General features: G+C 70.8%; 21 protein-coding genes. 12 read left to right on the forward strand and 9 right to left on the reverse strand.

From position 1 onward, the window contains the following. From ABIC70_RS00005 to ABIC70_RS00025, 5 genes are all read right to left on the reverse strand, one after another. On the reverse strand, nucleotides 1-212 hold a 212-nt coding region (locus ABIC70_RS00005; protein ID WP_354438919.1), incomplete at its 3' end, for a KUP/HAK/KT family potassium transporter. A 230-nt stretch (nucleotides 213-442) separates the two neighbouring features. Further along, nucleotides 443-1315 carry a carboxylating nicotinate-nucleotide diphosphorylase gene (gene nadC / locus ABIC70_RS00010; RefSeq protein ID WP_354438538.1) on the reverse strand — a complete coding sequence of 291 codons (873 nt, stop codon included), beginning with the start codon at nucleotides 1313-1315 and terminating at the stop codon, nucleotides 443-445. Further along, nucleotides 1312-2835: an L-aspartate oxidase gene (locus tag ABIC70_RS00015; RefSeq protein WP_043387524.1), complete on the reverse strand. Its 1524-nt coding sequence runs from the start codon at nucleotides 2833-2835 to the stop codon at nucleotides 1312-1314. Before ABIC70_RS00015 ends, nadC begins: the two co-directional genes overlap by 4 nt. Then, the gene (nadA, locus tag ABIC70_RS00020) at nucleotides 2832-3848 is read right to left on the reverse strand and encodes a quinolinate synthase NadA (protein WP_043387528.1); all 1017 of its coding nucleotides are present in this window, start codon (nucleotides 3846-3848) and stop codon (nucleotides 2832-2834) included. Before nadA ends, ABIC70_RS00015 begins: the two co-directional genes overlap by 4 nt. Before the next feature lie 137 nt (nucleotides 3849-3985). Further along, entirely contained in the window at nucleotides 3986-4810 is an 825-nt protein-coding gene (locus tag ABIC70_RS00025) for an aldo/keto reductase (RefSeq protein WP_354438539.1), read from the reverse strand. Nucleotides 4811-5123: 313 nt separating this feature from the next. Between ABIC70_RS00025 and paoA the strand changes: the two genes are divergently transcribed. The 4 genes from paoA to ABIC70_RS00045 all read left to right on the forward strand — a co-directional run bounded on the left by paoA (nucleotide 5124) and on the right by ABIC70_RS00045 (nucleotide 10636). Continuing rightward, nucleotides 5124-5774, forward strand: a complete 651-nt coding sequence (gene paoA / locus ABIC70_RS00030; protein ID WP_274926228.1) for an aldehyde dehydrogenase iron-sulfur subunit PaoA — start codon at nucleotides 5124-5126, stop codon at nucleotides 5772-5774. Nucleotides 5775-5784: 10 nt separating this feature from the next. Then, nucleotides 5785-6759 (forward strand): FAD binding domain-containing protein, encoded by a 975-nt coding sequence (locus ABIC70_RS00035; protein ID WP_043760371.1) that lies wholly within the window; start codon nucleotides 5785-5787, stop codon nucleotides 6757-6759. Nucleotides 6760-6783: 24 nt separating this feature from the next. Next, nucleotides 6784-9006, forward strand: a complete 2223-nt coding sequence (locus tag ABIC70_RS00040) for a xanthine dehydrogenase family protein molybdopterin-binding subunit (RefSeq protein WP_179697742.1) — start codon at nucleotides 6784-6786, stop codon at nucleotides 9004-9006. Between the two features lie 88 nt (nucleotides 9007-9094). Next, the gene (locus ABIC70_RS00045) at nucleotides 9095-10636 is read left to right on the forward strand and encodes an acetate--CoA ligase (protein WP_053611152.1); all 1542 of its coding nucleotides are present in this window, start codon (nucleotides 9095-9097) and stop codon (nucleotides 10634-10636) included. Between the two features lie 126 nt (nucleotides 10637-10762). On the opposite strand, the gene mgtE is transcribed toward ABIC70_RS00045, so the two are convergent. After that, nucleotides 10763-12133: a magnesium transporter gene (gene mgtE, locus ABIC70_RS00050; protein WP_354438540.1), complete on the reverse strand. Its 1371-nt coding sequence runs from the start codon at nucleotides 12131-12133 to the stop codon at nucleotides 10763-10765. 435 nt (nucleotides 12134-12568) lie between these two features. Here mgtE and pqqA (ABIC70_RS00055) point away from each other — a divergent pair, with 435 nt between their 5' ends. The 3 genes from pqqA (ABIC70_RS00055) to ABIC70_RS00065 all read left to right on the forward strand — a co-directional run bounded on the left by pqqA (ABIC70_RS00055) (nucleotide 12569) and on the right by ABIC70_RS00065 (nucleotide 13940). Beyond that, complete coding sequence (gene pqqA / locus ABIC70_RS00055; protein ID WP_007559223.1) at nucleotides 12569-12658, forward strand: pyrroloquinoline quinone precursor peptide PqqA; 90 nt, start codon at nucleotides 12569-12571, stop codon at nucleotides 12656-12658. 80 nt (nucleotides 12659-12738) lie between these two features. Next, nucleotides 12739-12828, forward strand: a complete 90-nt coding sequence (pqqA, locus tag ABIC70_RS00060; protein ID WP_007559225.1) for a pyrroloquinoline quinone precursor peptide PqqA — start codon at nucleotides 12739-12741, stop codon at nucleotides 12826-12828. A gap of 158 nt (nucleotides 12829-12986) precedes the next feature. Then, nucleotides 12987-13940, forward strand: coding sequence for a class I SAM-dependent methyltransferase (locus ABIC70_RS00065; protein WP_354438541.1), 954 nt, complete (start codon nucleotides 12987-12989; stop codon nucleotides 13938-13940). Nucleotides 13941-13944: 4 nt separating this feature from the next. On the opposite strand, the gene ABIC70_RS00070 is transcribed toward ABIC70_RS00065, so the two are convergent. Together ABIC70_RS00070 and ABIC70_RS00075 are read right to left on the reverse strand one after the other, a co-directional pair. Further along, nucleotides 13945-15192 carry a NupC/NupG family nucleoside CNT transporter gene (locus ABIC70_RS00070; RefSeq protein WP_182591180.1) on the reverse strand — a complete coding sequence of 416 codons (1248 nt, stop codon included), beginning with the start codon at nucleotides 15190-15192 and terminating at the stop codon, nucleotides 13945-13947. Between the two features lie 57 nt (nucleotides 15193-15249). Beyond that, nucleotides 15250-15912, reverse strand: a complete 663-nt coding sequence (locus ABIC70_RS00075; protein WP_051044742.1) for a TetR/AcrR family transcriptional regulator — start codon at nucleotides 15910-15912, stop codon at nucleotides 15250-15252. A gap of 99 nt (nucleotides 15913-16011) precedes the next feature. On the opposite strand from ABIC70_RS00075, the gene ABIC70_RS00080 reads away from it, so the two are divergent. The 3 genes from ABIC70_RS00080 to ABIC70_RS00090 are packed head-to-tail and all read left to right on the forward strand — an operon-like array spanning nucleotide 16012 to nucleotide 19236. Next, the gene (locus tag ABIC70_RS00080) at nucleotides 16012-16857 is read left to right on the forward strand and encodes an SDR family NAD(P)-dependent oxidoreductase (protein ID WP_053611149.1); all 846 of its coding nucleotides are present in this window, start codon (nucleotides 16012-16014) and stop codon (nucleotides 16855-16857) included. A gap of 1 nt (nucleotide 16858) precedes the next feature. Next, on the forward strand, nucleotides 16859-17761 hold the full coding sequence (locus tag ABIC70_RS00085; RefSeq protein WP_043387506.1) for an alpha/beta hydrolase: 903 nt from the start codon (nucleotides 16859-16861) through the stop codon (nucleotides 17759-17761). Further along, the gene (locus tag ABIC70_RS00090; RefSeq protein WP_354438542.1) at nucleotides 17758-19236 is read left to right on the forward strand and encodes a flavin-containing monooxygenase; all 1479 of its coding nucleotides are present in this window, start codon (nucleotides 17758-17760) and stop codon (nucleotides 19234-19236) included. The genes ABIC70_RS00085 and ABIC70_RS00090 overlap by 4 nt, the downstream gene beginning before the upstream one ends. Nucleotides 19237-19314: 78 nt before the next feature. On the opposite strand, the gene ABIC70_RS00095 is transcribed toward ABIC70_RS00090, so the two are convergent. Continuing rightward, nucleotides 19315-19968 (reverse strand): protein-L-isoaspartate O-methyltransferase family protein, encoded by a 654-nt coding sequence (locus ABIC70_RS00095; protein ID WP_043349657.1) that lies wholly within the window; start codon nucleotides 19966-19968, stop codon nucleotides 19315-19317. Nucleotides 19969-20285: 317 nt separating this feature from the next. Between ABIC70_RS00095 and ABIC70_RS00100 the strand changes: the two genes are divergently transcribed. Together ABIC70_RS00100 and ABIC70_RS00105 are read left to right on the forward strand one after the other, a co-directional pair. Continuing rightward, a complete protein-coding gene (locus tag ABIC70_RS00100) occupies nucleotides 20286-21560 on the forward strand; it encodes a PQQ-dependent sugar dehydrogenase (protein ID WP_354438544.1) in 1275 nt (424 codons plus the stop codon). Beyond that, complete coding sequence (locus ABIC70_RS00105) at nucleotides 21560-22150, forward strand: c-type cytochrome (protein ID WP_354438920.1); 591 nt, start codon at nucleotides 21560-21562, stop codon at nucleotides 22148-22150. Before ABIC70_RS00100 ends, ABIC70_RS00105 begins: the two co-directional genes overlap by 1 nt. Nucleotides 22151-22229: the final 79 nt, after the last annotated feature.

A 22229-nucleotide genomic window follows, 5' to 3' on the forward strand; every position in this document is an offset into this window, starting at 1 on the left:
AGCGACACGATCAGGATCAGCGACCACAGGATCAGCGACACCGCCCCCGTGGCCGCCGCCGGCACCGACGCCCCGCCGGCGGTCGCCGCCTTCACAGCCTCCTTGAACGCGTAGAGCGGGCTCGTGCCGATGTCGCCGTACACGACGCCCAGCGCGCCCAGCATCAGCGCGGCGCCGGGCCCATGTCGGACGGCACCGGGTTTGCGCGCCACCGGCGCCGCCGGAAGATCGACCGCCGGGGCAGCCGCGGAGGGCAGGGCTTGGCTCACGGTCACGTCCGGTCGATGGCGTCGCGGTTGGGCGAAACCTTAGCGAGTCGGTCGCGCGGCGATAGACTTCGGGTGTCTCAGCCGCGCTGATGACGAAGACTTGTCACCCGAACGTGATGATCTTCGAGCCCTGCCCGACGGCGGATCCCCGCGGCGACCCGGAGGTCGCCCATTCAGGCCGCGTCGAGACCCAGGTCGATGATCGCCGCCGAGTGGGTGATCCAGCCGCAGGAGATCAGGTCGACGCCCGAGGCCGCGACCGCCCCCACCGTCTCGCGGGTGATCCGGCCCGACGCCTCGGAGAGCGCGCGTCCGTCGATCATCGCCACCGCGCGGGTGAGCTGGTCGGGCCCCATATTGTCGAGGAGCACCGCGTCGACCCCGACCGAAAGGGCCTCCTCCAGTTGCTCCAGGCTGTCGACCTCGCACTCGATCTTCACGAGATGGCCGGCCCGGGCGCGGGCGCGCTCGATGGCCGGCACGATGCCGCCCGCCACCACCACGTGGTTGTCCTTGATCAGCACGGCATCGTCGAGGCCGAAGCGGTGGTTCGACCCCCCACCCGCCCGCACGGCGTGCTTCTCCAGGGCGCGCAGGCCCGGCGTGGTCTTGCGGGTGCAGACGATCGAGGCCTTGCCGTGCGGGCGGGCCGCCTCGACGAGGCCGTGGGTGGCCGTGGCGACGCCCGACATCCGGCAGAGCAGGTTCAGGGCGACGCGCTCGGCGGTGAGGATGGCGCGGGCCGGCCCCTCGAGGTGCAGCACCACGTCGCCCGGGGCGACGCGGGCCCCGTCGCCGCGCTCGACCGTGACGGTGACGGCCGGATCGACCAGCGCGAACGCGATGGCGGCGGCATCGGTGCCGGAGATCACGCCGTCCTGGCGGGAGGCGATCACGCCGCGCATCCGCTCGCCGGGGGGCACGATGGCGTCGGTGGTGATGTCGCCGGCCCGGCCGAGATCCTCCAGCAGGGCGGCGCGCACCACCGGCTCCACCAGGAGCCGCGGCAGGGGCAGGATCGCGTCGGAGAAGACCGATCGGGTCATGGCGTCAGGGCCTCCTCGGCGACCGTCCGGCCGCTCTGCGCCGCCCGGAGATCGGCCAGCGTGGTCTCGGTATGGGTCGCGGCTGCGAGATGCGGATGATCGCTGCGCCAATGGGCGCCGCGGCTCTCCTGGCGGTCCAACGCGCCGCGGGCGATCAGCAGCGCCACCAGCGCGGCGTCGCAGGATTCTGCCTCCGGCGTCAGGGCGGCGACCGCCCCCCCGAGGCCGGCGGCGTCGCGCACGACCCCGACCTGGCGCTCCATCAGGCCGCGGATCGCCGTCAGGTCACCGGAGGTGCGGGCGGTCACGGCCTGGGGCACGATGGCCGCCGGCGGCGGCGCATCGAGCCCGTCGGCGATGAAGCGGGCATAGGCGAGCCCTTCCAGCAGGGAGTTGCTGGCGAGGCGGTTGGCGCCGTGCAGGCCCGTGGAGGAGACCTCGCCGCAGGCATAGAGGCCCGGCACCGATGTGGCGCCGTGCGCGTCCACCTTCACGCCGCCCATATGGTAGTGCGCCGCCGGGCGGACCGGGATCGGCTGCACGGCCGGGTCGATGCCGGCGGCGGCGCAGAGTCCCGCTACCGTCGGGAAGCGCGTCGGCATCGCGGCGCCGAGCGCCCCGCGGGCGTCGAGATAGACCGTGCGGCCGCGCTGCAGCGCCTGGAAGATGCCGCGGGCGACGACGTCGCGCGGGGCGAGATCGCCGCCGGCGATACCGGCCATGACGGGTGCGCCGGTCTCGTCGATGAGTCGGGCGCCCTCCCCGCGCAGGGCCTCGGTGGCGAGCGGCATCGGGTCGGCGCCGGCCGCGATGGCGGTCGGGTGGAACTGCACGAACTCCATATCGCGCATGACGGCACCGGCCCGGGCGGCGAGCGCCAGACCGCGGCCGACGGCGCCGGGCGGGTTCGTGGTCGCCGCGTAGAGGGCGCCGACGCCGCCGGTGGCCAGCACCACGGCGCGGGCCGGGATGCGGAACAGGGCACCGTCGCGCTCGGCGACGATGCCGGCCACGGCCCCGCCCGCGTCCCGGAGCAGGTCGCAGGCCCGCGCCGTGACGATCTCGACGGACGGTGCAGCGAGAACGGCCCGCACCAGCCCTTCGAGCACGCGCGCCCCGGTCGCGTCGCCGCCGGAGCGGACGATGCGGCGGCGGCCATGCGCGGCCTCAAGCCCGAGCGCGAGCGCGGCATCGTCGGTCCGGTCGAACGGGACGCCGATCCGCACCAGCCAATCGATCAGGCCCGGCCCTTCCTGAGCCACGCGGAGCGCGACGTCGGACTCGGTCAGCCCGGCGCCGGCCGCTTCCGTATCGGCGGCGTGCAGTTCCGCCGCGTCATCGGCGCCGACCGCGGCGGCGATGCCGCCCTGCGCCCAGCCGGTGGCGGTGCCGAGGCCTAGGGCCGACGCGGTGACCAGCGTCACCGGCCGGGGTGCGAGACGCAGCGCGACGCTGAGCCCCGCGACGCCGCCGCCGACCACGACGACGCGGTCGGCGGTGCTGGGCGAGACGGCGTTCATCGCGTGCGCACCTGGAGCATGCGCTCCACGGCCGCCCGGGCCCGGTCGGCCAAAGCCGGATCGACCGTGACCTCGTGGGTCATCGTCTCCAGCGCGCGGCGGATGTTCGCCAAGCTCATCCGCTTCATGTGCGGGCACATGTTGCAGGGCTTGATGAACTCGATATCCGGGTTCTGCGCCGCGATGTTGTCGGCCATCGAGCACTCGGTGACGAGCACCACCTGCTTCGGCCGCTTCTCCACGACGAAGTCCATCATCATCGCGGTGGAGCCGGAGAAGTCGGACTCGGCCACCACGTCGGGCGGGCATTCCGGATGCGCGATCACCGTCACGCCGGGATAGCTGTCGCGGACCTCGCGGATGTCGGCCGGGGTGAAGCGCTCGTGCACCTCGCAGTGGCCGGCCCAGGTCAGGATCTCGACCTCGGGAATCTCGGCCTGGACGTTCTGCGCCAGGAACTCGTCCGGGATCATCAGCACGCGGGGCGCGTTCAGCGACTTCACCACCGCGACGGCGTTGCCGGAGGTGCAGCACAAATCCGACTCGGCCTTCACGGCCGCCGAGGTGTTCACGTAGGTCACGATCGGCACGCCCGGATACTTCGCCCGCAGGCCGCGCACGTCCGCGGCCGTGATCGAATCGGCCAGCGAGCAGCCCGCGCCCATGTCGGGGATCAGCACGGTCTTGGCCGGGTTCAGGAGCTTGGCGGTCTCGGCCATGAAGTGGACGCCCGCCAGCACGATCACGTCCGCGTCGACATTCACCGCCTCGCGGGCGAGCGCGAGGCTGTCGCCGACGATGTCGGCCACCGTGTGGAAGATCTCGGGCGCCTGATAATTGTGCGCCAGGATCACGGCGTTGCGCTCCCGCTTCAGGCGCAGGATCGCCTCGATGTCGGGGGCGAGCGCCGGCCACTCGATCGCCGGAACGTGCCGGCTGACGCGGGCGTAGAGATCCGGAAGCGGCAGGCCCGGGATGGGCGTGCGGGAGACGGGTGCAACGGTCGCCGCCATGGCGTCCTCCATTATGCTCAGTTTGAGCATTGTGCCGTCTAACTTATGGGTGCCGGACGCGCCTGTCCAGATATGCTAGCTGTGAGCATAAATCTTTTGCGGCGCGATGTTACGCTGCGCCGCCGAAGGGATGTCGGTCAGCAGAAGGACGCCGGGTCGGGGCCGATGCGGCCGTCGGGGCGGTCGAGGGCCGCGATCTCCTCCATCTCGCCGGCACCGAGTTCGAAATCGAACAGCGCGATGTTCTCGAGGATGCGCTCAGGCCGGGCGGTCTTCGGGATCGCCACGCAGCCGATCTGCACCTGCCAGCGCAGCACCACCTGGGCGGGCGTCTTCCCATGGGCCTTCGCAATCGCGAGGATGACCGGGTCGTTCAGCTCCCTGCCCTGGCCGAGGGGGCTCCAGGACACGGTCACGATGCTGTGACGCGCGTCGTCCGCGCGCGGCGCCTTGCGCTGGAAATGCGGGTGCAGCTCGATCTGGTTCACGGCAGGCGCCACGCCGGTCTCGCCGATCAACGTGGCGATGTGCTCGGCTGTGAAGTTCGAGACGCCGATCGACTTGGCCCGCCCCTCCTCGCGGAGCTGGATCAGCGTTTTCCAGGTCTCGACGAAGAGGCGCCGCTGCGGACACGGCCAATGGATCAGGTAGAGATCGACATACGGAAGGCCGAGCCGCTCCAGGCTCTCGTCGAAGGCACGCCGCGCCTCCTCGCGTCCCTGGCGGTCGTTCCAGAGCTTGGTGGTGAGGAAGACCTCCGCGCGCGGCACCTGCGCATCGCGGATGCCACGTCCGACGCCCGCCTCGTTGCCGTAGGCGGCGGCGGTGTCGATCAGGCGGTAGCCGGCCCGAAGCGCCCGGCCGACGAGGTCCGGCGCCTGAGCGTCGGAGAGTTGCCAGCAGCCGTAGCCGATCTGCGGGATGCGGCGCCCGTCGTTCAGGGCCAAAGTCGGGACGGCCATGGGGTGAGCCTCCGGAAACGCTTTCCGATCTACCCAAACGCCGGCGGTGCGACGCGTTCCGATGATCGCGTCCTTTGCAAGCGGAGCGCGGCGGCCCGGAGGCGCCACGCCCGGCCCTGCCGCGCGGCTGCGGGCCGATTCTCTGCGCCCGTATCGCGGATCGGATAGGGCGGCCCATGGACCAGCGGACCACCTCGGCCCGCGGTGAACGGGCGCAGTCTGGACTGGATCTAATCGGCACGACCGCACGTTGGCGCACCGGATTCCAGGTTGCGCCGCGCCGTCGAGCGCGGCGCACGGACGGGATGGCAGCATGACAGACGCGACTCCGAAGAAGCCGTTCGCCCTGACGCGGCGCGCCGTGGTGGAAGGCTGCGCGGCGGCCGGGGCGCTCGGCGCCCTCGGCTTCCGACCGGCCCCCGCAGCGGCGGCGCCGGGAGATCCCGCCCCGCAGACGATGCCGGTACGGCTCACCATCAATGGGCAGCCGCACGATCTCGTCCTCGACACGCGCACCACGCTCCTCGATGCGCTGCGCGAGCATCTGGCTCTCACCGGCACCAAGAAGGGCTGCGACCACGGCCAGTGCGGCGCCTGTACGGTGCTGGTGGACGGGCGTCGGATCAATGCGTGCCTGACGCTCGCGGCGATGCACGAGGGCGATCAGGTCACCACGATCGAAGGCCTCGCGGATGGCGAGAAGCTTCACCCGATGCAGGCCGCCTTCCTGGAACATGACGGCTTCCAATGCGGCTACTGCACGCCGGGCCAGATCTGCTCCTCGGTCGGCATGCTGAACGAGGCCAAGGCCGGTTGGCCGAGCCACGTCACCGAGGATCTCGCCTCGACCCCGACGCTCAGTGACGCCGAGATCCGCGAGCGGATGAGCGGCAACATCTGCCGCTGCAGCGCCTACCCGAACATCGTCGCGGCGATCCGCGACACCGCCGCCAGCAACCTCTGAGGGGGCGGACATGAAGGCTTTCACCTACGAGCGTCCCGCCACGGTTCAGGACGCGGCCAAGCTCGCGGCCGAGCGGCCGAACGCCAAGTTCATCGCGGGCGGCACCAACCTGCTCGACCTCATGAAGCTGCAGATCGAGACGCCGGCCACGCTGATCGACGTGAACCGGCTGCCCCTCGAGAAGGTTGAGGCCACGCAGGAGGGCGGCCTGCGTATCGGTGCGCTGGTGCGCAACTCCGACCTTGCCGCGGAGCCGCGGGTCCGGAAGGACTACGCCGTCCTGGCGAAGGCTCTGCTGGCCGGCGCCTCGGGGCAGCTGCGCAACAAGGCGACCACCGCCGGCAATCTGCTCCAGCGGACCCGCTGCTACTATTTCTACGACACGGCCATGCCCTGCAATAAGCGCGAGCCGGGTTCGGGCTGCGCGGCGATCGGCGGGTTCAACCGGATCATGGCGGTGGTGGGCGCCAGCGACTCCTGCATCGCCACCAACCCGTCCGACATGGCTGTCGCCATGCGCGCCCTCGACGCCACCGTCGAGACGATGGATCCGGCGGGTCAGACCCGACGGATCCCGATCGCCGATTTCCACCGGCTCCCCGGCGACACACCGCAGATCGAGACCGACCTGCGCAAGGGCGAGATCATCACGGCCGTGACCCTGCCGAAGCCGGTGGCCGGCATGCATATCTACCGCAAGGTCCGCGACCGGGCGTCCTACGCTTTCGCGACCGTCTCGGTGGCGGCGGTGATCGCGGGCGCCGAGGGCGGCAAGCCGAGCGCGGCGCGGCTCGCCTTCGGCGGCCTGGCGCACAAGCCCTGGCGGGTGGCCGAGGCCGAAGAAGCCCTGGTCCGGACCGGCTCAGCGGATGAGGCCGCCGACGCGGTGCTGAAGGGTGCCCGCGGCTACGGCAGCAACGACTTCAAGATTCCGCTGACCCGGCGGACCCTGCGCGCCGTGGTGGCGCAGGCGACCCGCGCTTAAGCCCCCCGATCAAGGACCGTCCCCATGGAGATGAACCAGCCGATCGGCCGGACGCCCCTCGACGACCGCGCCGACGGGCTCGTCGGGAAGCCGCTCGACCGCGTCGAAGGCAAGCTCAAGGTCACGGGCCACGCCCCCTACGCGTACGAGACCCGGGCGCTGAAGAACCCCGCCTACGGCTTCATCGTGCCGGCGACGATCGCGGCCGGCACCATCACGTCGATCGACGCCGAGACCGCCCGCCGGGCGCCCGGCACGATCCTGGTCATGACCCACGAGAACGTCCCCGAGCAGGGCGAGAAGAAGGAGCAGGTCTGGCCGCAACTCCAGGGGACGAAGGTCACGTTCTATGGTCAGCCCGTCGCCTTCGTGGTTGCCGAGACCTTCGAGCAGGCCCGCGCCGCCGCGATGCTGGTGAAGGTCCGCTACGACGCGGCTAAGCCCAAGGGGCTGCTTAAGGACAACCTGGCGGCGGCCTACGAGCCGAAGCCCGTCAATTCGCCGCCGGATTCGAAGCTCGGCGACTTCGACGCCGCCTTCGCGGCCGCGCCGGTGAAGCTCGACGTGGAATACGTCACGCCCAACCAGATCCACGCGCAGATGGAGCCGCACGCCACGATCGCGTCGTGGGAGGGCGACGGCGTTGTGCTCTACACCGCCAACCAGATGCTGAACCGCGGTCAGAAGGCGCTCGGCTCTGTGCTGAAGCTGCCGCCCGAAAAGGTGCGGATCGTGAGCCCCTATATCGGCGGCGGCTTCGGCTCGAAGCTCCAGGCTCAGCCGGAGGCGACGCTCGCCGTGTTGGCCTCGAAGCTGATCCAGCGCCCCGTGAAGGTCGCGCTCACGCGGCAGCAGGAGTTCCACGTCGGGACCCACCGGACCGACACGATCCAGCGGATCAGGCTCGGTGCCGATCAGGACGGGCGGCTCTCGGCGATCAGCCATGAATCCTGGTCCGACACGGCCGAGGGCGACGGGTTCTTCGAGACGTCGGCCAACGTCACCCGGTCGCTCTACGCGGCACAGAACCGGATCACGCGCCATCGGCTCGTGAACCTCAACATGCCCATCGCCTCGTCGATGCGCGCCCCTGGCGAGGCCGTGGGCCAGCTCGCCTTCGAGTGCGCCATGGATGAGCTGGCCGAGCATCTGAAGGTCGATCCGATCGAGCTGCGGGTGCGCAACGAGCCGGTCGAGGATCCCGAGAAGAAAGTCCCGTTCTCCACCCGCCAGCTCGTGCCCTGCATGCGCGAGGGGGCGCGCCTGTTCGGCTGGGACAAGCGGCAGGCGGCGGGCAGCCGCCGCGACGGCAACTGGCTCGTCGGCATGGGCATGTCGGCCGCCGCCCGCCTCAACCCGCTGATGCCCTCCGCCGCCAAGGTCCGTCTCGGGCCGGACGGCGTGCTGGTGGTGCGCATGGCCATGACCGATCCCGGGACCGGCACCTATACGATCCTCACCCAGATCGCCGGCGAGATGCTGGGCCTGCCGCCCGAGCGGGTCCGCGTCGAGATGGGCGACACCGACTTTCCCTTCGCCTCGGGTTCCGGCGGCTCGTTCGGCGCTGCGTCGGCGGGCTCTGCCCTCTACGTCGCCTGCGACAACCTCCGGCAGGCCCTGCTCAAGGCCGGCGACCTTAACCCGGACGGGGCGGTGTTCCGCGACGGCGCGGTGACCTCGGGCAACCGGACGGAGTCGCTGACCGATCTCGCCCGGTCGGGCATGGAGGCCGCCGGTGAGATCAAGCCCGGCGAGATGAAGCAGAAGTTCTCGCAATACTCCTACGGTGCGCACTTCGCCGAGGTCGGGGTCGATGTCGATACCGGTGAGATCCGGTTGCGGCGGATGCTCGGGGTCTTCACCGGGGGGCGCATCCTCAACGCCAAGACGGCGCGCAGTCAGGCGATCGGCGGCATGACCTTCGGGGTCGGGGCGGCTCTGATGGAAGATGCGGTGGTCGATCCGCGCTACAGCTACTTCGTCAACCACGACATGGCCGAGTACCATGTGCCGGTCCACGCCGACCTCCCGGCGATCGACGCGGTGTTCCTGCCCGAACTCGACGACAAGGCGAACCCGCTGAAGAGCAAGGGACTCGGCGAGCTCGGCATCTGCGGCGCCGGCGCCTCGCTCGCCAACGCGATCTACAACGCCACCGGGATCCGCGTGCGGGACTATCCGCTCACCCTCGACAAGATGCTCAAGGGCTTCGAAGAGCAGGAGGGCCAAGCGCAGCGGCGGACCTGACCGGAGGCAAAGGCCTGGGCGGCCGCGGTTGACGGCCGCCCGCGCAGGCGGGACACCCGGCCGAAAGCCCGAATACGGGGAGCGCCCGGTGCCCGACAGCCTTGCCAACGACCGTCATCCGCCCGCGCGGTTCAACGCCGCGCGGTACTGCCTGGCCGAGAATGCGCGCCTGCGCCCCGACAAGACGGCGCTCGTGATGGTCGGGGACGGCACCGCGGAGCGGCTGAGCTTCAGCGACGTCGAGCGGGCGGTGCGGGGCATCGCGGCGGGCCTGCTGGATCTCGGCCTGGAACCCGGCGACCGGGTGATGATCCGCATGGGCAACGAGGCCGACTACGTCCTCGTCTATTTCGGGGCCCTGGCGGCGGGCCTCGTCGCCCTGCCCTCCTCGCCGCAGCTCACCGCGGGCGAGGCGGCGTTCCTCATGGACAATTCCGGCGCCGCCGCGGTGGTGATCGGAGGCGGCTGCACGGTCGCGACCGAGGCCCTGGGCGGACGCCTCCTGCTCGACGCCGCCGCCATCGCGCGGATGAAGGCGGGGCCGCCCCTGCCGGCCTACGCCGACACCGCCGCGGACGACCCGGCGATGCTGATCTACACCTCCGGCACGACGAGCCGGCCGAAGGGCGTGCTCCACGCCCACCGCGCCACCTACGGCCGCCGGCCGATGCGCGACCACTGGCTCGGCCTCACCGAATCCGACGTGATGCTGCATGCCGGCACCATGAACTGGACCTACACGCTGGGCGTCGGCTTGAGCGATCCCTGGTCGGTGGGCGCGACGGCGGTGCTCTACAACGGTCCACGCGACCCCGCCGTCTGGCCGCGCCTCATCGCCCGGTACGGCGCGACCCTGTTCGCCGCCGTCCCGACGCTCTACCGCCAGATCCTCAAATACGGCGACCTCGGCGCCCAGGACCTGTCGAGCTTGCGCCACGGCTGCACGGCGGGCGAGCCCCTCTCGGTGGAGTTGCTCGATGCCTGGCGGCAGGCCACCGGCAAGCCCCTCTACGAGGCGCTCGGGATGAGCGAGATCTCGACCTACATCTCCAGCGGCCCGACGATTCCCGTGCGTCCCGGCTCGCCGGGCAAGCCGCAGCCCGGTCGGCGGGTGGCGATCCTGCCCGTCGAGGGCGAGCCGGTCCCGCTGCCGGCCGGCGAGAGCGGGCTCCTCGCCGTCCATCGGACCGAGCCGGCGCTGATGCTCGGCTACTGGAACCGCCCCGAGGAAGAGGCCGAGGTGATGCGGGGCGACTGGTTCGTCGGCGGCGATCTCGCCCGGCTCGATGCGGACGGCTACCTCTGGTTCGAAGGCCGCAACAACGACCTGATGAAGGCGATGGGCTACCGGGTCTCGCCCAACGAGGTCGAGGCGGTGCTGTCCGACCACCCGTCCGTGGCGGAGGTCGGCGTGGCCGAACTGCCTGTGCGGGCAGACGTCTCGGTCATCTGCGGTTTCGTGGTGCTCCAGCCGAACGCCGAGCCTGACGCGGAGGGCCTGCTGGCCTGGTGCGCCGAGCGGCTCGCCGCCTACAAGCGGCCGCGGGAAATCCGCTTCCTCGACGCCCTGCCGCGCACGCCCAACGGCAAGGTCCAGCGCAAGCGGCTCGCCGCGACTGCGGCCGGTTGACCGGCGCCGCCGCCCGCTGGTTCGCCCCGGCGTTTCGAGGGCGCCGCAACAGGCCCCCTCTCCCGTCCGGGAGGGGGTCGGGGGGAGGGATCGGGTCTTGCCGAGGCTTGCCGGACCGGACGCCCCCTACAGCAGCGTCCCGCGCAGGATCAGCAGGGCCACCGAGAAATAGATGACGAGCCCGGTGACATCGACCAGCGTCGCCACGAACGGCGCCGAGGCGGTGGCCGGATCGAAGCCGATCCGCTGCAACAGGAAGGGCAGCATCGAGCCGGCGAGCGATCCGAAGGTCACGATCCCGACGAGCGCCGCGCCCACCGTTGCAGCCACCAGCGGCCAGTGCTCGCCGTAATCGTAGAGGCCGAACTTCTGCCACGCGACGATGCGGATGACCGCGATCACCCCGAGGATCGCCCCGAGCACGATCCCGGTAGGCAGCTCCCGCAGGGCCACCCGCCACCAGTCCCGCAGCCGGATCTGGTGCAGGGCCAGCGCCCGGATCAGCAGCGAGGTCGCCTGAGATCCGGAATTGCCCCCCGAACTCATGATCAGCGGGATGAACAGCGTCAGGACGATCGCCTTCTCCAGTTCCCCCTCGAAGCCCTGCATGGCCGAGGCGGTGAGCATCTCCGACAGGAACAGCGCGCACAGCCAGCCGGCGCGCTTCCGGATCATCGTGAAGAAGCCGATATCCATGTAGGGCTCGGGCAGCGCCTCCATGCCGCCGAAGCGCTGCACGTCCTGCGTCTGCTTCTCGATCATCGCGTCGATCATGTCGTCGACCGTGACGATGCCGATCACGTGCCCGACCGCGTCGACCACCGGCAGCGCGAGAAGATCGTATTTCGAGATCAGTCGGGCCGCCTCCTCGCGGCTGGCCGTCGGCGAGACGGCGAGGGGCCGGCGTCCCGGCGCGACGCTGAGGACGTTGTCGCTCGGATCGCCCGAGATCAGCCGCCGCAGGGGCACCGCCTTGGTCAGCGCGCGGGTGCGCGGGTCGAGCACGAAGATCGCGTAGATCGTCTCGCGGGTCTTCTCCACGTGGCGGATGTGCTCCAGGGTCTGGCTCACCGTCCAGGTGCCCGGCACGGTGACGAACTCCGTGGTCATCAGAGAGCCCACGGTCTCCTCGCCGTAGGCCGAGAGCCGGTCCACGGCGCCGCGTGTCTCGGCGTCGAGGCGCGCGCGCAGGTCGGAGCGGCCGGGCTCCTCGATCTCGCGGAACACGTCCGTGACCCGGTCGGCCGACATGCCCGACAGGTAGCCGGCCACCCGGTCCCGGGGCAGCATCTCGATGATGTCGGCGGCGCAGTCGAGTTCCGGCTGGTCCAGCACCTCGATCGCCCGCTCCGTCGGCAGACCGAGCAGGATGGCGGCGGCAACCTCCGGAGCCTCGTCGTTCAGCGCTTCGACGATGTCGGGCGCCCGTTCGTCCGAAAGACGTGCGGCCAAGACGGAGGGATCGACTCGCGTGTCGAAGGGCGCGATCTCGTTCATGGCCTCGCCTCGTGGGTTACGAGGCGACGCGTCGCCGGTCATCCTAGGTCAGGGCCGTGGCCGGCCGCCGCGTCGATCGCCCCGCGGCCAGGCCTCTCAGCGGCTCAGGCGGGATGACGACACGGGGCCGGGCACGGCAGGCACGATCGGTCGGGCACGTCGCTTCGCTGGTCGCTGCTGGAAAGGGAACGCGGCACCGTCGAAGACGCCGTCGCGCGGGTGCGTCGTGCGCCCGAGCAAGAGGCCCGTCAAGCCGAAACAGCGCCCATCCGCAGCCGATGCCGAACGACGCTCCGTCGGGTGGCCGCGCGGCCACGGACAGGCGGGCCCCGCCGGCCAGCAACCCACCCTATGAGAAATATAAGTGTTGTGCTCACTTGTATTGCGTCCAAGATATTGCCTATATGGAGTTCACCAACAGCGAGGAGAAACGCCATGGCCTGGTCCGCCCCGATCGTGTCCGAGATCTGCGTCGGCATGGAAGTCACCAGCTACGAGTCGGCTGAGATCGATACGTTCAACTAAGTCGCTCACGGTTCGGAGCGCCCGACGCTCCGGCCATCGCGGCTTCTTCATCCATCGCGTCAATTCACTTGGAGGAAATCATGGCTTGGTCCGCCCCCGTCGTGTCCGAGATCTGCGTCGGCATGGAAGTCACCAGCTACGAGTCGGCTGAGATCGACACGTTCAACTGAGACGTCGACATCACGTTCTGGGGCGCCGCTTCATCCGAAGCGGCGCTTTTCTTTTGTGCGCGCATGACATGCTGCGCCTCGGCTTGACCTGCCACACCAAACCGTGCCGCTGAACCGCCACCGGGCCATGTGAGCCTGCACAGCGAGCGAGGACGGGTTTGGCGGACACTGCGTATTCGGCCGATCAAGCGATCCCACCCTGCCCGATCACCGGTGCCCCCGCCCTGCGCTGCGTCGAGCGCCTGGACGCCGCCTTCCTGACGCTGCTCTGGCACTATTCCGGCCGCGTCGATGTCGGGCCGCTGCTGCGCACCGCCGGGACGTTCCGGCTCTGGGAATCACCGACCGGGCTGATCTTCTTCGATCCGCCGGTGGCTGGCGATGCGGCCTTCTACCGGGCGTTCTACGGCCGGATCGCCGCGCACGATAAGCTCGCCGGGCCGGAGACGGAGCGCCTGGAGTTCCGCCAGGCCGCCACGCATGTGCCGTCGGGTGCCCGGGTGCTCGACGTGGGCTGCGGCCACGGCGGTTTCCGCGCCTATGTGCCGGAGGCCACCTATACCGGCCTCGACCCGAATTTTTCCGCCGAGGCCCCGACCGGGACGATCCTCGCCGAGACCGTGGAGGCGCACGCGGCGCGCCTCGGTCCGGTCTACGACGTGGCCTGCGCCTTCCAGGTCATCGAGCATGTGGCGGACCCGCTGGGATTCGCCCGGGCGCTGGCGGCCTGCGTCAAGCCGGGCGGCCTGATTCTGATCGGGACGCCGCTCTGGCCCTCGCCCAACACCACGATCCCGAACTTCGTCATCAACGCGCCGCCCCACCATCTGACGTGGTGGACGCCCGCCGCTCTCGAGGCACTGGCCGGAACCTTGGGCTGCACCGCCGAGGCGGTCCATGCCATCGGCATGGACCGGCACGATTCGCTGATTCACTGGATGGCCAAGGTCAGCCCCGTCCGCTGCCGCGACCGCTTCTTCCGGCGGACGTGGTCCTGGGCGCTGGCGCTCGCCTTCGCCTACGGCGTCGGGTCGGTCCTCGACCGCTGCCTGCCGGTGCCGAAACGGACGCGCCCGAACGCGCTGCTGCTCGTGGCGCGGACGGGCACCTGATCCCTCACGCCACGAACAGCCCCGCGATCGCCGCGCTCGTGAGATTCGACAGCGTCCCCGCCAGGATCGCCCGCAGGCCGTACCGGGCGACCTCGGCGCGGCGCTCCGGGACGAGGCTGGAGAAGCTCGCGAGCTGGATCGCGATCGAGGCGAAGTTGGCGAAGCCGCACAGGGCGAAGCAGACGATCGCCTGCGCGCGCGGGTCGAGGGTGCCGGCCTTCAGGACCGGCGACAGGTTGGCGTAGGCCAGGAACTCGTTGAAGGCGAGCTTCTGGCCGATCGCCCCGCCGACCAGGGTCGCCTGCTCCCAGGGCACGCCGAGGAGCCAGGCCAGCGGGGCGAGGGCCCAGCCGAGCACGCCCTCGAACGAGGCGGCGGGATACCCGACCCATCCGCCCAGCATGCCGAAGAGGCCGTCCGCCAGGGCGATCAGCCCGACGAAGGCGATCAGCATGGCCCCTACCGAGACCGCCACCGCGAGCCCCTTCTGGGTCCCGTCGGCCGCCGCCTCGATGATGTTGGCCGCCCGCGTCTCGCCGAACTCGACCCGGGTGGTGGTGATCCGGGTCGGCTCCGTCGATGGCATCAGGATCTTGGCGTAGACGAGGCCCCCCGGGATCGCCATCACCGAGGCGGCGAGCAGGTAGGTCATGGGCACGCCGAGGGCCGCGTAGCCCGCCAGGATCGATCCTGCCGTGGACGCGGCGCCGCTCGACATGACGGCGAACAACTCGGCCCCGGTGAGCAGGGCGAGGAACGGGCGCAGCGCGACGGCAATCTCGCTCTGGCCGATGGCGATGGTGATCACCGCCGAGAACGACTCGATGGGGGACGTGCCCAGAATGCGCCGGAGCGCCGCGCCGAGCAGGCGAGCCAGCGCCTGCATCACGCCGAGATGGTAGAGCACGCCGATGAGCGCGGAGACATAGAGGATCTGCGGCAGGACCCGCAGCGCCAGGATGAAGCCCGAGCCGCCGAACAGCTCGAACATCCTCGGCTCGACGAGACCGCCGAACAGGAAGGCGGTGCCGCGATCGCCGTAGGACAGCACGGTCACGACCGCGTCGGCGACAGCCCGCAGCGCGGCCTGCCCGGCGGGAAGAAACAGGACCAGAGCACCGAGCCCCACCTGCAGGGCCAGCCCGGCGAGCACCACGCGGAGACGGATCGCCCGCCGATTGGTCGAGAACAGGATGGCGACGGCGAGCAGCACCAGAAGGCTGAGGCCGGCATGGATCAGGCGGTCGAGCATCGTGTCCTTCGGCTCCGAGCTTGGCCGGAGCGTATGGAAGGTTCAGGCCAGACGCCGTCAATCCGGGCTGTCCGGTGCGAGATAGGGGGCGAACAGGTCGCGGAGCTGCGCGAAGCCCCAGTCCAGATCGGCCTCCGTCAGGGTGGTGCCCCCCTGGAGGCGATGGTTCATCCAGTGGCTGGACACGATCCAGGCATTGTCGATGAGCCGCCCGAGGGCCTCCGGTGCGATCCGCAGCCGTCCCGCCCGCACGGCCGCCTCGAAGACACCGCGGGCCAGCGCCTGGGTCTCGGCCCGCAGGGCATGGATCCGCGGGCGCAATGCCGGGGCGATGTCCACCATGGCGATCCCGTCGCGGTAGATGCAGCGGTAGCGCCAGATCAGGTCGAACCACGCCCGCTGGTAGCCGAGCAGCGCTTCCGGAGCGGCGGGGTCGGCGGGCATGCGGCCGGCCACCGCCAGGGCCTCCGCTTCGAAGGCGGCGAACACGGCTTCGACCAAGCCGCTCTTGCGCGGAAAGTGATACTGCAGATTGCCCTCGCGGATCCCCGCCGCGGCCGCGATCTCCGCCGTCGTGACACGGCCGAGCCCGCGGGCGTTGAACAGCGCGAGGCTGACTGCCAGAATTCGCGTGCGCGTATCCGGGATCGGCACGGCAGGACCGGCCTCTGGGCTGGCCTCCACATCGAAGTCGAACCTGCGGCCCTCGCCCCGCGGCATGATCCCATCCTCGTCTAGGGTGTTCACCCTAGACAATCAGGCCGGCCGAGCCTATCCCCCTGAAGACGGATCCAGGTCGACGATACGGGGAGGCGCGGTTTGGCACAGCGGTTCCAACTCGCGGGCGCGGTGGCCCTGATTACCGGCGCGGCGAGCGGTATCGGTGCGGCCCTGGCCGAAGGCCTCGCCGCGAAGGGCTGCAATCTTCTCCTCGTGGACCGGGACGCGACCGGGCTGGCGGCCACCGCCGGCAAGATCCGCGGCGTCTCGGTCGAGACCCGCGTCCTCGATCTCACGGATGCCGAAGGGATCCGCGCGCTGCCGGACTGGGTCGCAGAACGGTCCGGGCATCTCGACATTCTGATCAACAATGCCGGCGTCGCCCTCGGCGGCCGGTTCGACGAGACGCATCTCGACGATTTCGAGTGGCTGCTCGACATCAACCTGCGCGCCGTCGTGCGGATGTGCCACGCCTTCCTGCCGATGCTGCGTGCCCGGCCGGCGGCGCAGATCGTCAACCTGTCGAGCCTGTTCGGGCTGATCGCGCCGCCGGGTCAGGTCGCCTACAGCACCAGCAAGTTCGGGGTGCGCGGCTTCTCGGAGGCCCTGCGGCACGAATATGCCGGCACCGGACTCGGGGTGACGGTGGTCCATCCGGGCGGCGTCGCCACCGCCATCTCGCGCAACGCCCGCGGCCGGCGACCGCCGACCGATCCGGAGGCGGCGAAGCGCGCGTCCGTGGAGGACGAAAAGGCGCGAGAGGCGTTCGGCAAGCTTCTGACCCTGGCGCCCGCCGACGCGGCCGCCGCGATCATCCGCGGCATCGAGGCCCGGGCGCCCCGGATCGTCGTCGGCAAGGACGCCAAGAATGCCGCGCTGATCCAGCGGCTGATGCCTGTGGGCTACTGGAAGACGATCGTGCGTCTGTCCGGAGGGGCGCTCTGAGATGGCGAGCCTGCGTGCGTATCTCGGGGCCTACATGGTCCGAAGCCGGGTCCGGGGGCCTCTGGCACGGGCGCGGGACGTGGCCGCGTTCCGCCGCATCTTCGAGGCGCCGGCCTTCCCCGACCCCAAGGGCGTGACCTACGAGCCGGGCATCGTCGGCGGCGTCAAAGGCGAGTGGATCCGGCCGAAGGCGGGTCCCGGCCGGCGGATGCTCTACATCCATGGCGGCGGCTTCATCGCCTGCTCGCCCCGGACGCACCGTCCCGTCACGGGCGCCCTCGCGAACCGGGGCTTCACGATCTTCGCCCCCGATTACCGCCTCGCCCCCGAGCATCCGTTCCCCGCGGCGGTCGACGACGTGACGGCGGTCTGGGCGGCGTTCAGCGCCGAGGGCGCCGCCTGCGTGGCGGGGGAATCGGCCGGCGGAAACCTCGCCCTCGTGCTGATGGGCGAAGCCCGCGCCAGGGGTCTGCCGATGCCCTGGGCGGCGGCGCTCTTCTCCCCGGCCACGGATTTCGTCTCCGAGGACGGGTCACGGGTTTCCAATGCATGGCGCGATGCCATGTTCGACCCGCAGGCCCTCGCGGCGATCCGGCCGATGTATCTGGGCGGCGCCGATCCGGCCGATCCGCGAATCTCGCCGATCTACGGCGACCCGACCGGCTTCCCGCCGCTGCTGTTCCATGTCGGCGCGCGCGAGGTCCTGCGCGACGATTCCGTCCGCATGGCCGAGCGGGCCCGCGCGGCCGGCGTCGAGACCGAACTCAAGCTCTTCCCGGTCGTGTCCCACGCCTGGCAATTCGCCGCCGGCATGCTGCCGGAGGCGCGGGCCTCCCTCGACGAGGCCGCGGCCTTCCTGAAGGCGCACGCGCCCCACGCCCCCTCCGGGAGCCCTCTGCCATGACCGAGACCGCGTCCGAGACCGCGTCCGTGACCCTGGCCGTCCTGATCGTCGGCGCGGGCTTCTCGGGGCTCGCGATGGCGATCCGGTGCCGGCAGGCGGGCATCGGCCCGCTGCGGGTGATCGAGAAGGCCGACGGCATCGGCGGCACGTGGCACGACAACACCTATCCGGGGGCGGCCTGCGATATCCCCTCGCACCTCTACTCCCTGTCCTTCGCCCCGAAGGCCGACTGGAGCCGGATGTACGCGCCGCAGCCGGAGATCCTGGCCTACCTGAAGGACACCGCCGAGCGGAACGGGCTGATGCCCCTGATCCAGCTGGGGACGACCTTCACCGGGGCCACGTGGGACGCGGCGCGCGCCCTGTGGCACGTGGAGACCGACCGGGGGCCGATCACGGCGCGCGCGATCGTCTCCGGGATGGGCGGGCTGCATCATCCCGCCTATCCCGACATCCCGGGTCGCGAGGCGTTCGCCGGGCCCGCCTTCCACACGGCGGCCTGGGACCATGCCGTGGCGCTCGAGGGCAAGCGCGTCGGGGTGATCGGCACGGGCGCCAGCGCGATCCAGGTGGTGCCGGAGCTCGCCGCCATCGCGTCCCACCTCACCCTGTTCCAGCGCACGCCGCCCTGGATCATGCCGAAGAACGACCACGCGATCGCGGAGGGCACCAAGAGCCGCTACCGGCGCGTGCCGTTCAGCCGGCGGCTCGAACGGGCGCGGCTGTTCTGGCTGCACGAGGTGCGTGCGCTCCTCGGCTTCACCAAGGTCTCGAAGCTCACCGGTCAGGCCGAGGCTCTGGCCCGGCGCCATCTCGCCAAGGCGGTCCCCGACAAGACCCTGAGGGCGAAGCTGACGCCGAGCTACCGGCTCGGCTGCAAGCGGGTGCTGATTTCCGACGACTATTACCCCGCGCTCCAGCGCCCGAACGTCACCCTGGAGACGGACGGCATCGCCCGGATCACCGAGACCGGCGTGACCACCGAGGCCGGACGGCACCACGACCTCGACGTGATCGTCTACGCCACGGGCTTCGACGTGACCGCGACCTTTGCGCGGATGAAGCTCGTCGGCCGCGGCGGCCGGTCTCTGACCGAGGCCTGGGCCGACGGCATGGGCGCCTACCAGGGCATCACGGTCGCGGGGTTTCCCAACTACTTTATGCTGCTCGGGCCCAACACCGGGCTCGGCCACAACTCGGTCGTCTCGATGATCGAGATCCAGGTGCAGCACGTCCTCGACTGTCTCAAAGCCCTGCGTCGCGGGACGAAGACCGTCGAGGTCCGGCCGGAGGCCCAGGCCCGGTTCGTCGACCGGATCCACAGCCGCATGGCCGACAGCATCTGGCAGGCCGGGGGCTGCCGCAGCTGGTACCTCGACGCGAGCGGGCGCAACAACACCCTCTGGCCCGACTCGGTCATGGCATATCGCCGGAGCGCCCGCAGGGCCCGGCTGGGGGATTACAGGCTCGGCTGATCGCGGCCTGCGCGCCCCGTCACGAATCCACCCGCTCCGCCCGCGAGGACGGAGGCGGGGGTGATCCGGCGCGCGGTGTCAGAACGCGAAACCGGCTTCCGCCGCGAAGGCCTCGAGACCGGGCAGCGACGCGTCGAACAGCGGCCGGGCCCCGAACGCGTCGCCGGCACGCACGAAGAGCGTGACCTTGGCGTTGCGGTGCGGGCCGAACACGCAGACCAGGCGGCCGTCATCCTTGAGCTGGTTCAGCAGCGCCTGCGGCCGGACCTCGACGCGGCCGTTGATCAGGATGACGTCGAAGGGCCCCTGCTTGGGCGCGCCGGCGGCGATCGGGCCTTCGATCACCTGTGCGGAGGCGCCGAGCCGGGTGCGCGCCGCCTCGGCGAGGTCGGGCACCGATTCCAGCGCCGTGACCTGCGCGCCGAGCTGCGCCATGACCGCCGCCGCGTAGCCGGTGCCGGTGGCGACGTCGAGGGCGGCGACGCCCGGCCGGATCCGCAGGGCCTGGATCATCCGGGCCACGACCATCGGGGCCGGCATGCAGCGGGTCTCGCCGCCGGCCTCACCGAGGCTCAGGGTCTGGTCGATATACGCGAAGGGCTCGCGGCCCTTCGGCACGAAGTCCTCGCGGGGCACGGTGTCGAACGCATCGAGCACCGTGTTGTCGTTCACGTCGAAGGTCCGCAACTGGCAGTCGACCATCATCCGCCGCGCCTGCGCGTAATCGATCATCGATACGTGTCCTCGAACCGGATCGGAACGCCGCGTCGGCCGGGCTCCGGCGGACGGCCGGCAGCCCCGGCCAAGCCTAAGCTTCCCGGACGGGGGGCGTTTTCGGAGATCATTGCCCAAAACGCAAGGTGAGCCGACACGGCAGCCGACGTCGGTCGCGGAGGACACGGCAGCGCGCGTAATCCCGGGCCGCGTTACGGCGGCCGCCGAGTGTCGCCTCGGCGCCCCCAATCCCGGTCGCGCTCTCCAGCCGACCGTTGAATAAAGAGTGCAGAGCGAGCGGGCGGTCCGTGAGACCGTCCCCACCGGGAGACACCATGACGCCGATCCGCCAGCCGATCCTGATCCGCAGCCTCACCGCGGCCCTCGCCGGCCTGAGTTTCGGCCTGATGGACCACGGCCGCGCCGCGGCACAGGAGACGGCCGCCACCGCGGCCCCGCCGCCCAGCGTCCAGGTCGACCGCGGTTCGGCGCTCTACGGCCGCCCCGAGGGCGGCGCCGCAGCCAAGCTCGCGCCGGTGGCGGGGCCGCCGTTGGCGGCCGCGGTCGCCAAGCTGCCGCTCGACAAGCTGAAGGTGCCGGAGGGCTTCAAGATCGAGGTCTATGCCAGCGGCCTCGCCAATGCCCGTGAGATGACCCAGGCGCCGGACGGCACGCTGTACGTGGGCACCCGGACGGTGGGGAAGGTCTACGCGGTGCTTCCGAAGGCGGATGGGGACGGCAAGCGCGAGGTGAAGACCATCGCGTCGGGCCTGCACCGGCCGAACGGCGTCGCCTACCACGACGGCGCGCTGTACGTCGCCGAGCTCTCGAAGATCTGGCGCTACGACGACATCGCGAACCACCTCGACGGCGCGGCGAAGCCGACCCTGGTCTATGACGACCTGCCGAAGGACGAGGCCCATGGCTGGAAGTTCATCGCCATCGGCCCGGACAACAAGCTCTACGTGCCGGTCGGTGCCCCGGGCAACATCGTGATGCCGCCGGACACCCACGCGCAGATCCGGCGCATGGACCTCGACGGCAAGAACGCCGAGGTGATCGCCCGCGGCGTGCGCAACACCGTCGGGTTCGACTGGAACCCGAAGACCAAGCAGCTCTGGTTCACCGATAACGGCCGCGACTGGGTCTCGGAGGACATCCCGAACGACGAGCTGAACGTGCTCACGGAGCCGGGCAAGCAGCATTTCGGCTATCCGTACTGCCACCAGGGCACCTTCACGGATCCGGAATACGGCTGGGGTCATTCCTGCTCGGAATTCGCCGCGCCGGCGGCGCTCCTCGGCCCGCACACGGCTTCCCTCGGCCTGCGGTTCTACACCGGCACGCAATTCCCGGAGGCCTACCGGGACGCGATGTTCGTCGCCCGGCACGGCTCGTGGAACCGCACCGCCAAGCTCGGCGGCGACGTGGTCGTGGCCAAGCCCGGACCGGACGGCAAGACCGCAGCAACGGAGCCGTTCCTGACCGGCTTCCTCCAGGACAACAAGTATGTCGGCCGCCCGGTGGACGTGCTGGTCGCCAAGGACGGATCGCTGCTCGTGTCCGACGACTACAACGGCGCGATCTACCGCGTCAGCTACGGCCGGTGATCCGCCGCCACCTCCGGTCGATCCGCGGGCTGGCCCCTGCCCTCGGCGGGCTGCTCTTGGCGGGTGCGGCGCTTGCCGCCCCGGACGCGGCGCTGCAGGAGCGCCTCGCCCCCTGTATCGGCTGCCACGGTGCGGGCATGTCTGCGACGGAGGGCGTGCCCTCGCTCGGGGGGCAGCTTCCGGACTACGTGGTGACGCAGCTCTTCCAGTTCCGGGAGAAGCAGCGGGAGGCGCCGCCGATGAACGAGGTGGCTGCCGGATTCTCCGACGACGACCTGCGCAGCTACGCCGACGCGGTGGCGACGCTGCCGCCGCCCGCCTGGTCCGGGCCGCCGGCCGATGCGGCCCTGACGACACGGGCCCAGGCGCTAATCGCCAAGCACCAGTGCAATTCCTGCCATGGACCGGATCTCGCGGGTCGGGACGCGATCCCGCGGATCCGGGCACAGCGCGAGGACTACCTCGCCAAGGCGCTCGCCGGCTACAAGTCGAACGCCCGGCCCGGCTACGATCCCGCCATGAACGAGGCGGCGCAGGGCCTGAGCGAGGCCGACATCAAGGATCTGGCGGCCTACGTGTCGCGGCTCTGAGGGCGGGCTCGGGCGCTTCCCCGCCCCTCTCATCCTGAGGTGAGCGCGAAGCGGGCCTCGAAGGCGTAATCCAGGGATC

The organism is Methylobacterium sp. 1973 (assembly GCF_040545035.1).
GTDB classification, from domain to species: Bacteria; Pseudomonadota; Alphaproteobacteria; order Rhizobiales; family Beijerinckiaceae; genus Methylobacterium; species Methylobacterium fujisawaense.

What these genes read in the sequence shown, in the direction of transcription:
- ABIC70_RS00070 (WP_182591180.1), bottom strand. Translation starts at nt 15,192, where the DNA reads ATGCTCGACCGCCTGATCCATGCCGGCCTCAGCCTTCTGGTGCTGCTC.
- paoA (WP_274926228.1), top strand. Translation starts at nt 5,124, where the DNA reads ATGACAGACGCGACTCCGAAGAAGCCGTTCGCCCTGACGCGGCGCGCC.
- ABIC70_RS00095 (WP_043349657.1), bottom strand. Translation starts at nt 19,968, where the DNA reads ATGATCGATTACGCGCAGGCGCGGCGGATGATGGTCGACTGCCAGTTG.
- mgtE (WP_354438540.1), bottom strand. Translation starts at nt 12,133, where the DNA reads ATGAACGAGATCGCGCCCTTCGACACGCGAGTCGATCCCTCCGTCTTG.
- ABIC70_RS00040 (WP_179697742.1), top strand. Translation starts at nt 6,784, where the DNA reads ATGGAGATGAACCAGCCGATCGGCCGGACGCCCCTCGACGACCGCGCC.
- ABIC70_RS00015 (WP_043387524.1), bottom strand. Translation starts at nt 2,835, where the DNA reads ATGAACGCCGTCTCGCCCAGCACCGCCGACCGCGTCGTCGTGGTCGGC.
- nadC (WP_354438538.1), bottom strand. Translation starts at nt 1,315, where the DNA reads ATGACCCGATCGGTCTTCTCCGACGCGATCCTGCCCCTGCCGCGGCTC.
- ABIC70_RS00035 (WP_043760371.1), top strand. Translation starts at nt 5,785, where the DNA reads ATGAAGGCTTTCACCTACGAGCGTCCCGCCACGGTTCAGGACGCGGCC.
- pqqA (WP_007559223.1), top strand. Translation starts at nt 12,569, where the DNA reads ATGGCCTGGTCCGCCCCGATCGTGTCCGAGATCTGCGTCGGCATGGAA.
- ABIC70_RS00075 (WP_051044742.1), bottom strand. Translation starts at nt 15,912, where the DNA reads ATGCCGCGGGGCGAGGGCCGCAGGTTCGACTTCGATGTGGAGGCCAGC.
- pqqA (WP_007559225.1), top strand. Translation starts at nt 12,739, where the DNA reads ATGGCTTGGTCCGCCCCCGTCGTGTCCGAGATCTGCGTCGGCATGGAA.
- nadA (WP_043387528.1), bottom strand. Translation starts at nt 3,848, where the DNA reads ATGGCGGCGACCGTTGCACCCGTCTCCCGCACGCCCATCCCGGGCCTG.
- ABIC70_RS00025 (WP_354438539.1), bottom strand. Translation starts at nt 4,810, where the DNA reads ATGGCCGTCCCGACTTTGGCCCTGAACGACGGGCGCCGCATCCCGCAG.
- ABIC70_RS00090 (WP_354438542.1), top strand. Translation starts at nt 17,758, where the DNA reads ATGACCGAGACCGCGTCCGAGACCGCGTCCGTGACCCTGGCCGTCCTG.
- ABIC70_RS00085 (WP_043387506.1), top strand. Translation starts at nt 16,859, where the DNA reads ATGGCGAGCCTGCGTGCGTATCTCGGGGCCTACATGGTCCGAAGCCGG.
- ABIC70_RS00100 (WP_354438544.1), top strand. Translation starts at nt 20,286, where the DNA reads ATGACGCCGATCCGCCAGCCGATCCTGATCCGCAGCCTCACCGCGGCC.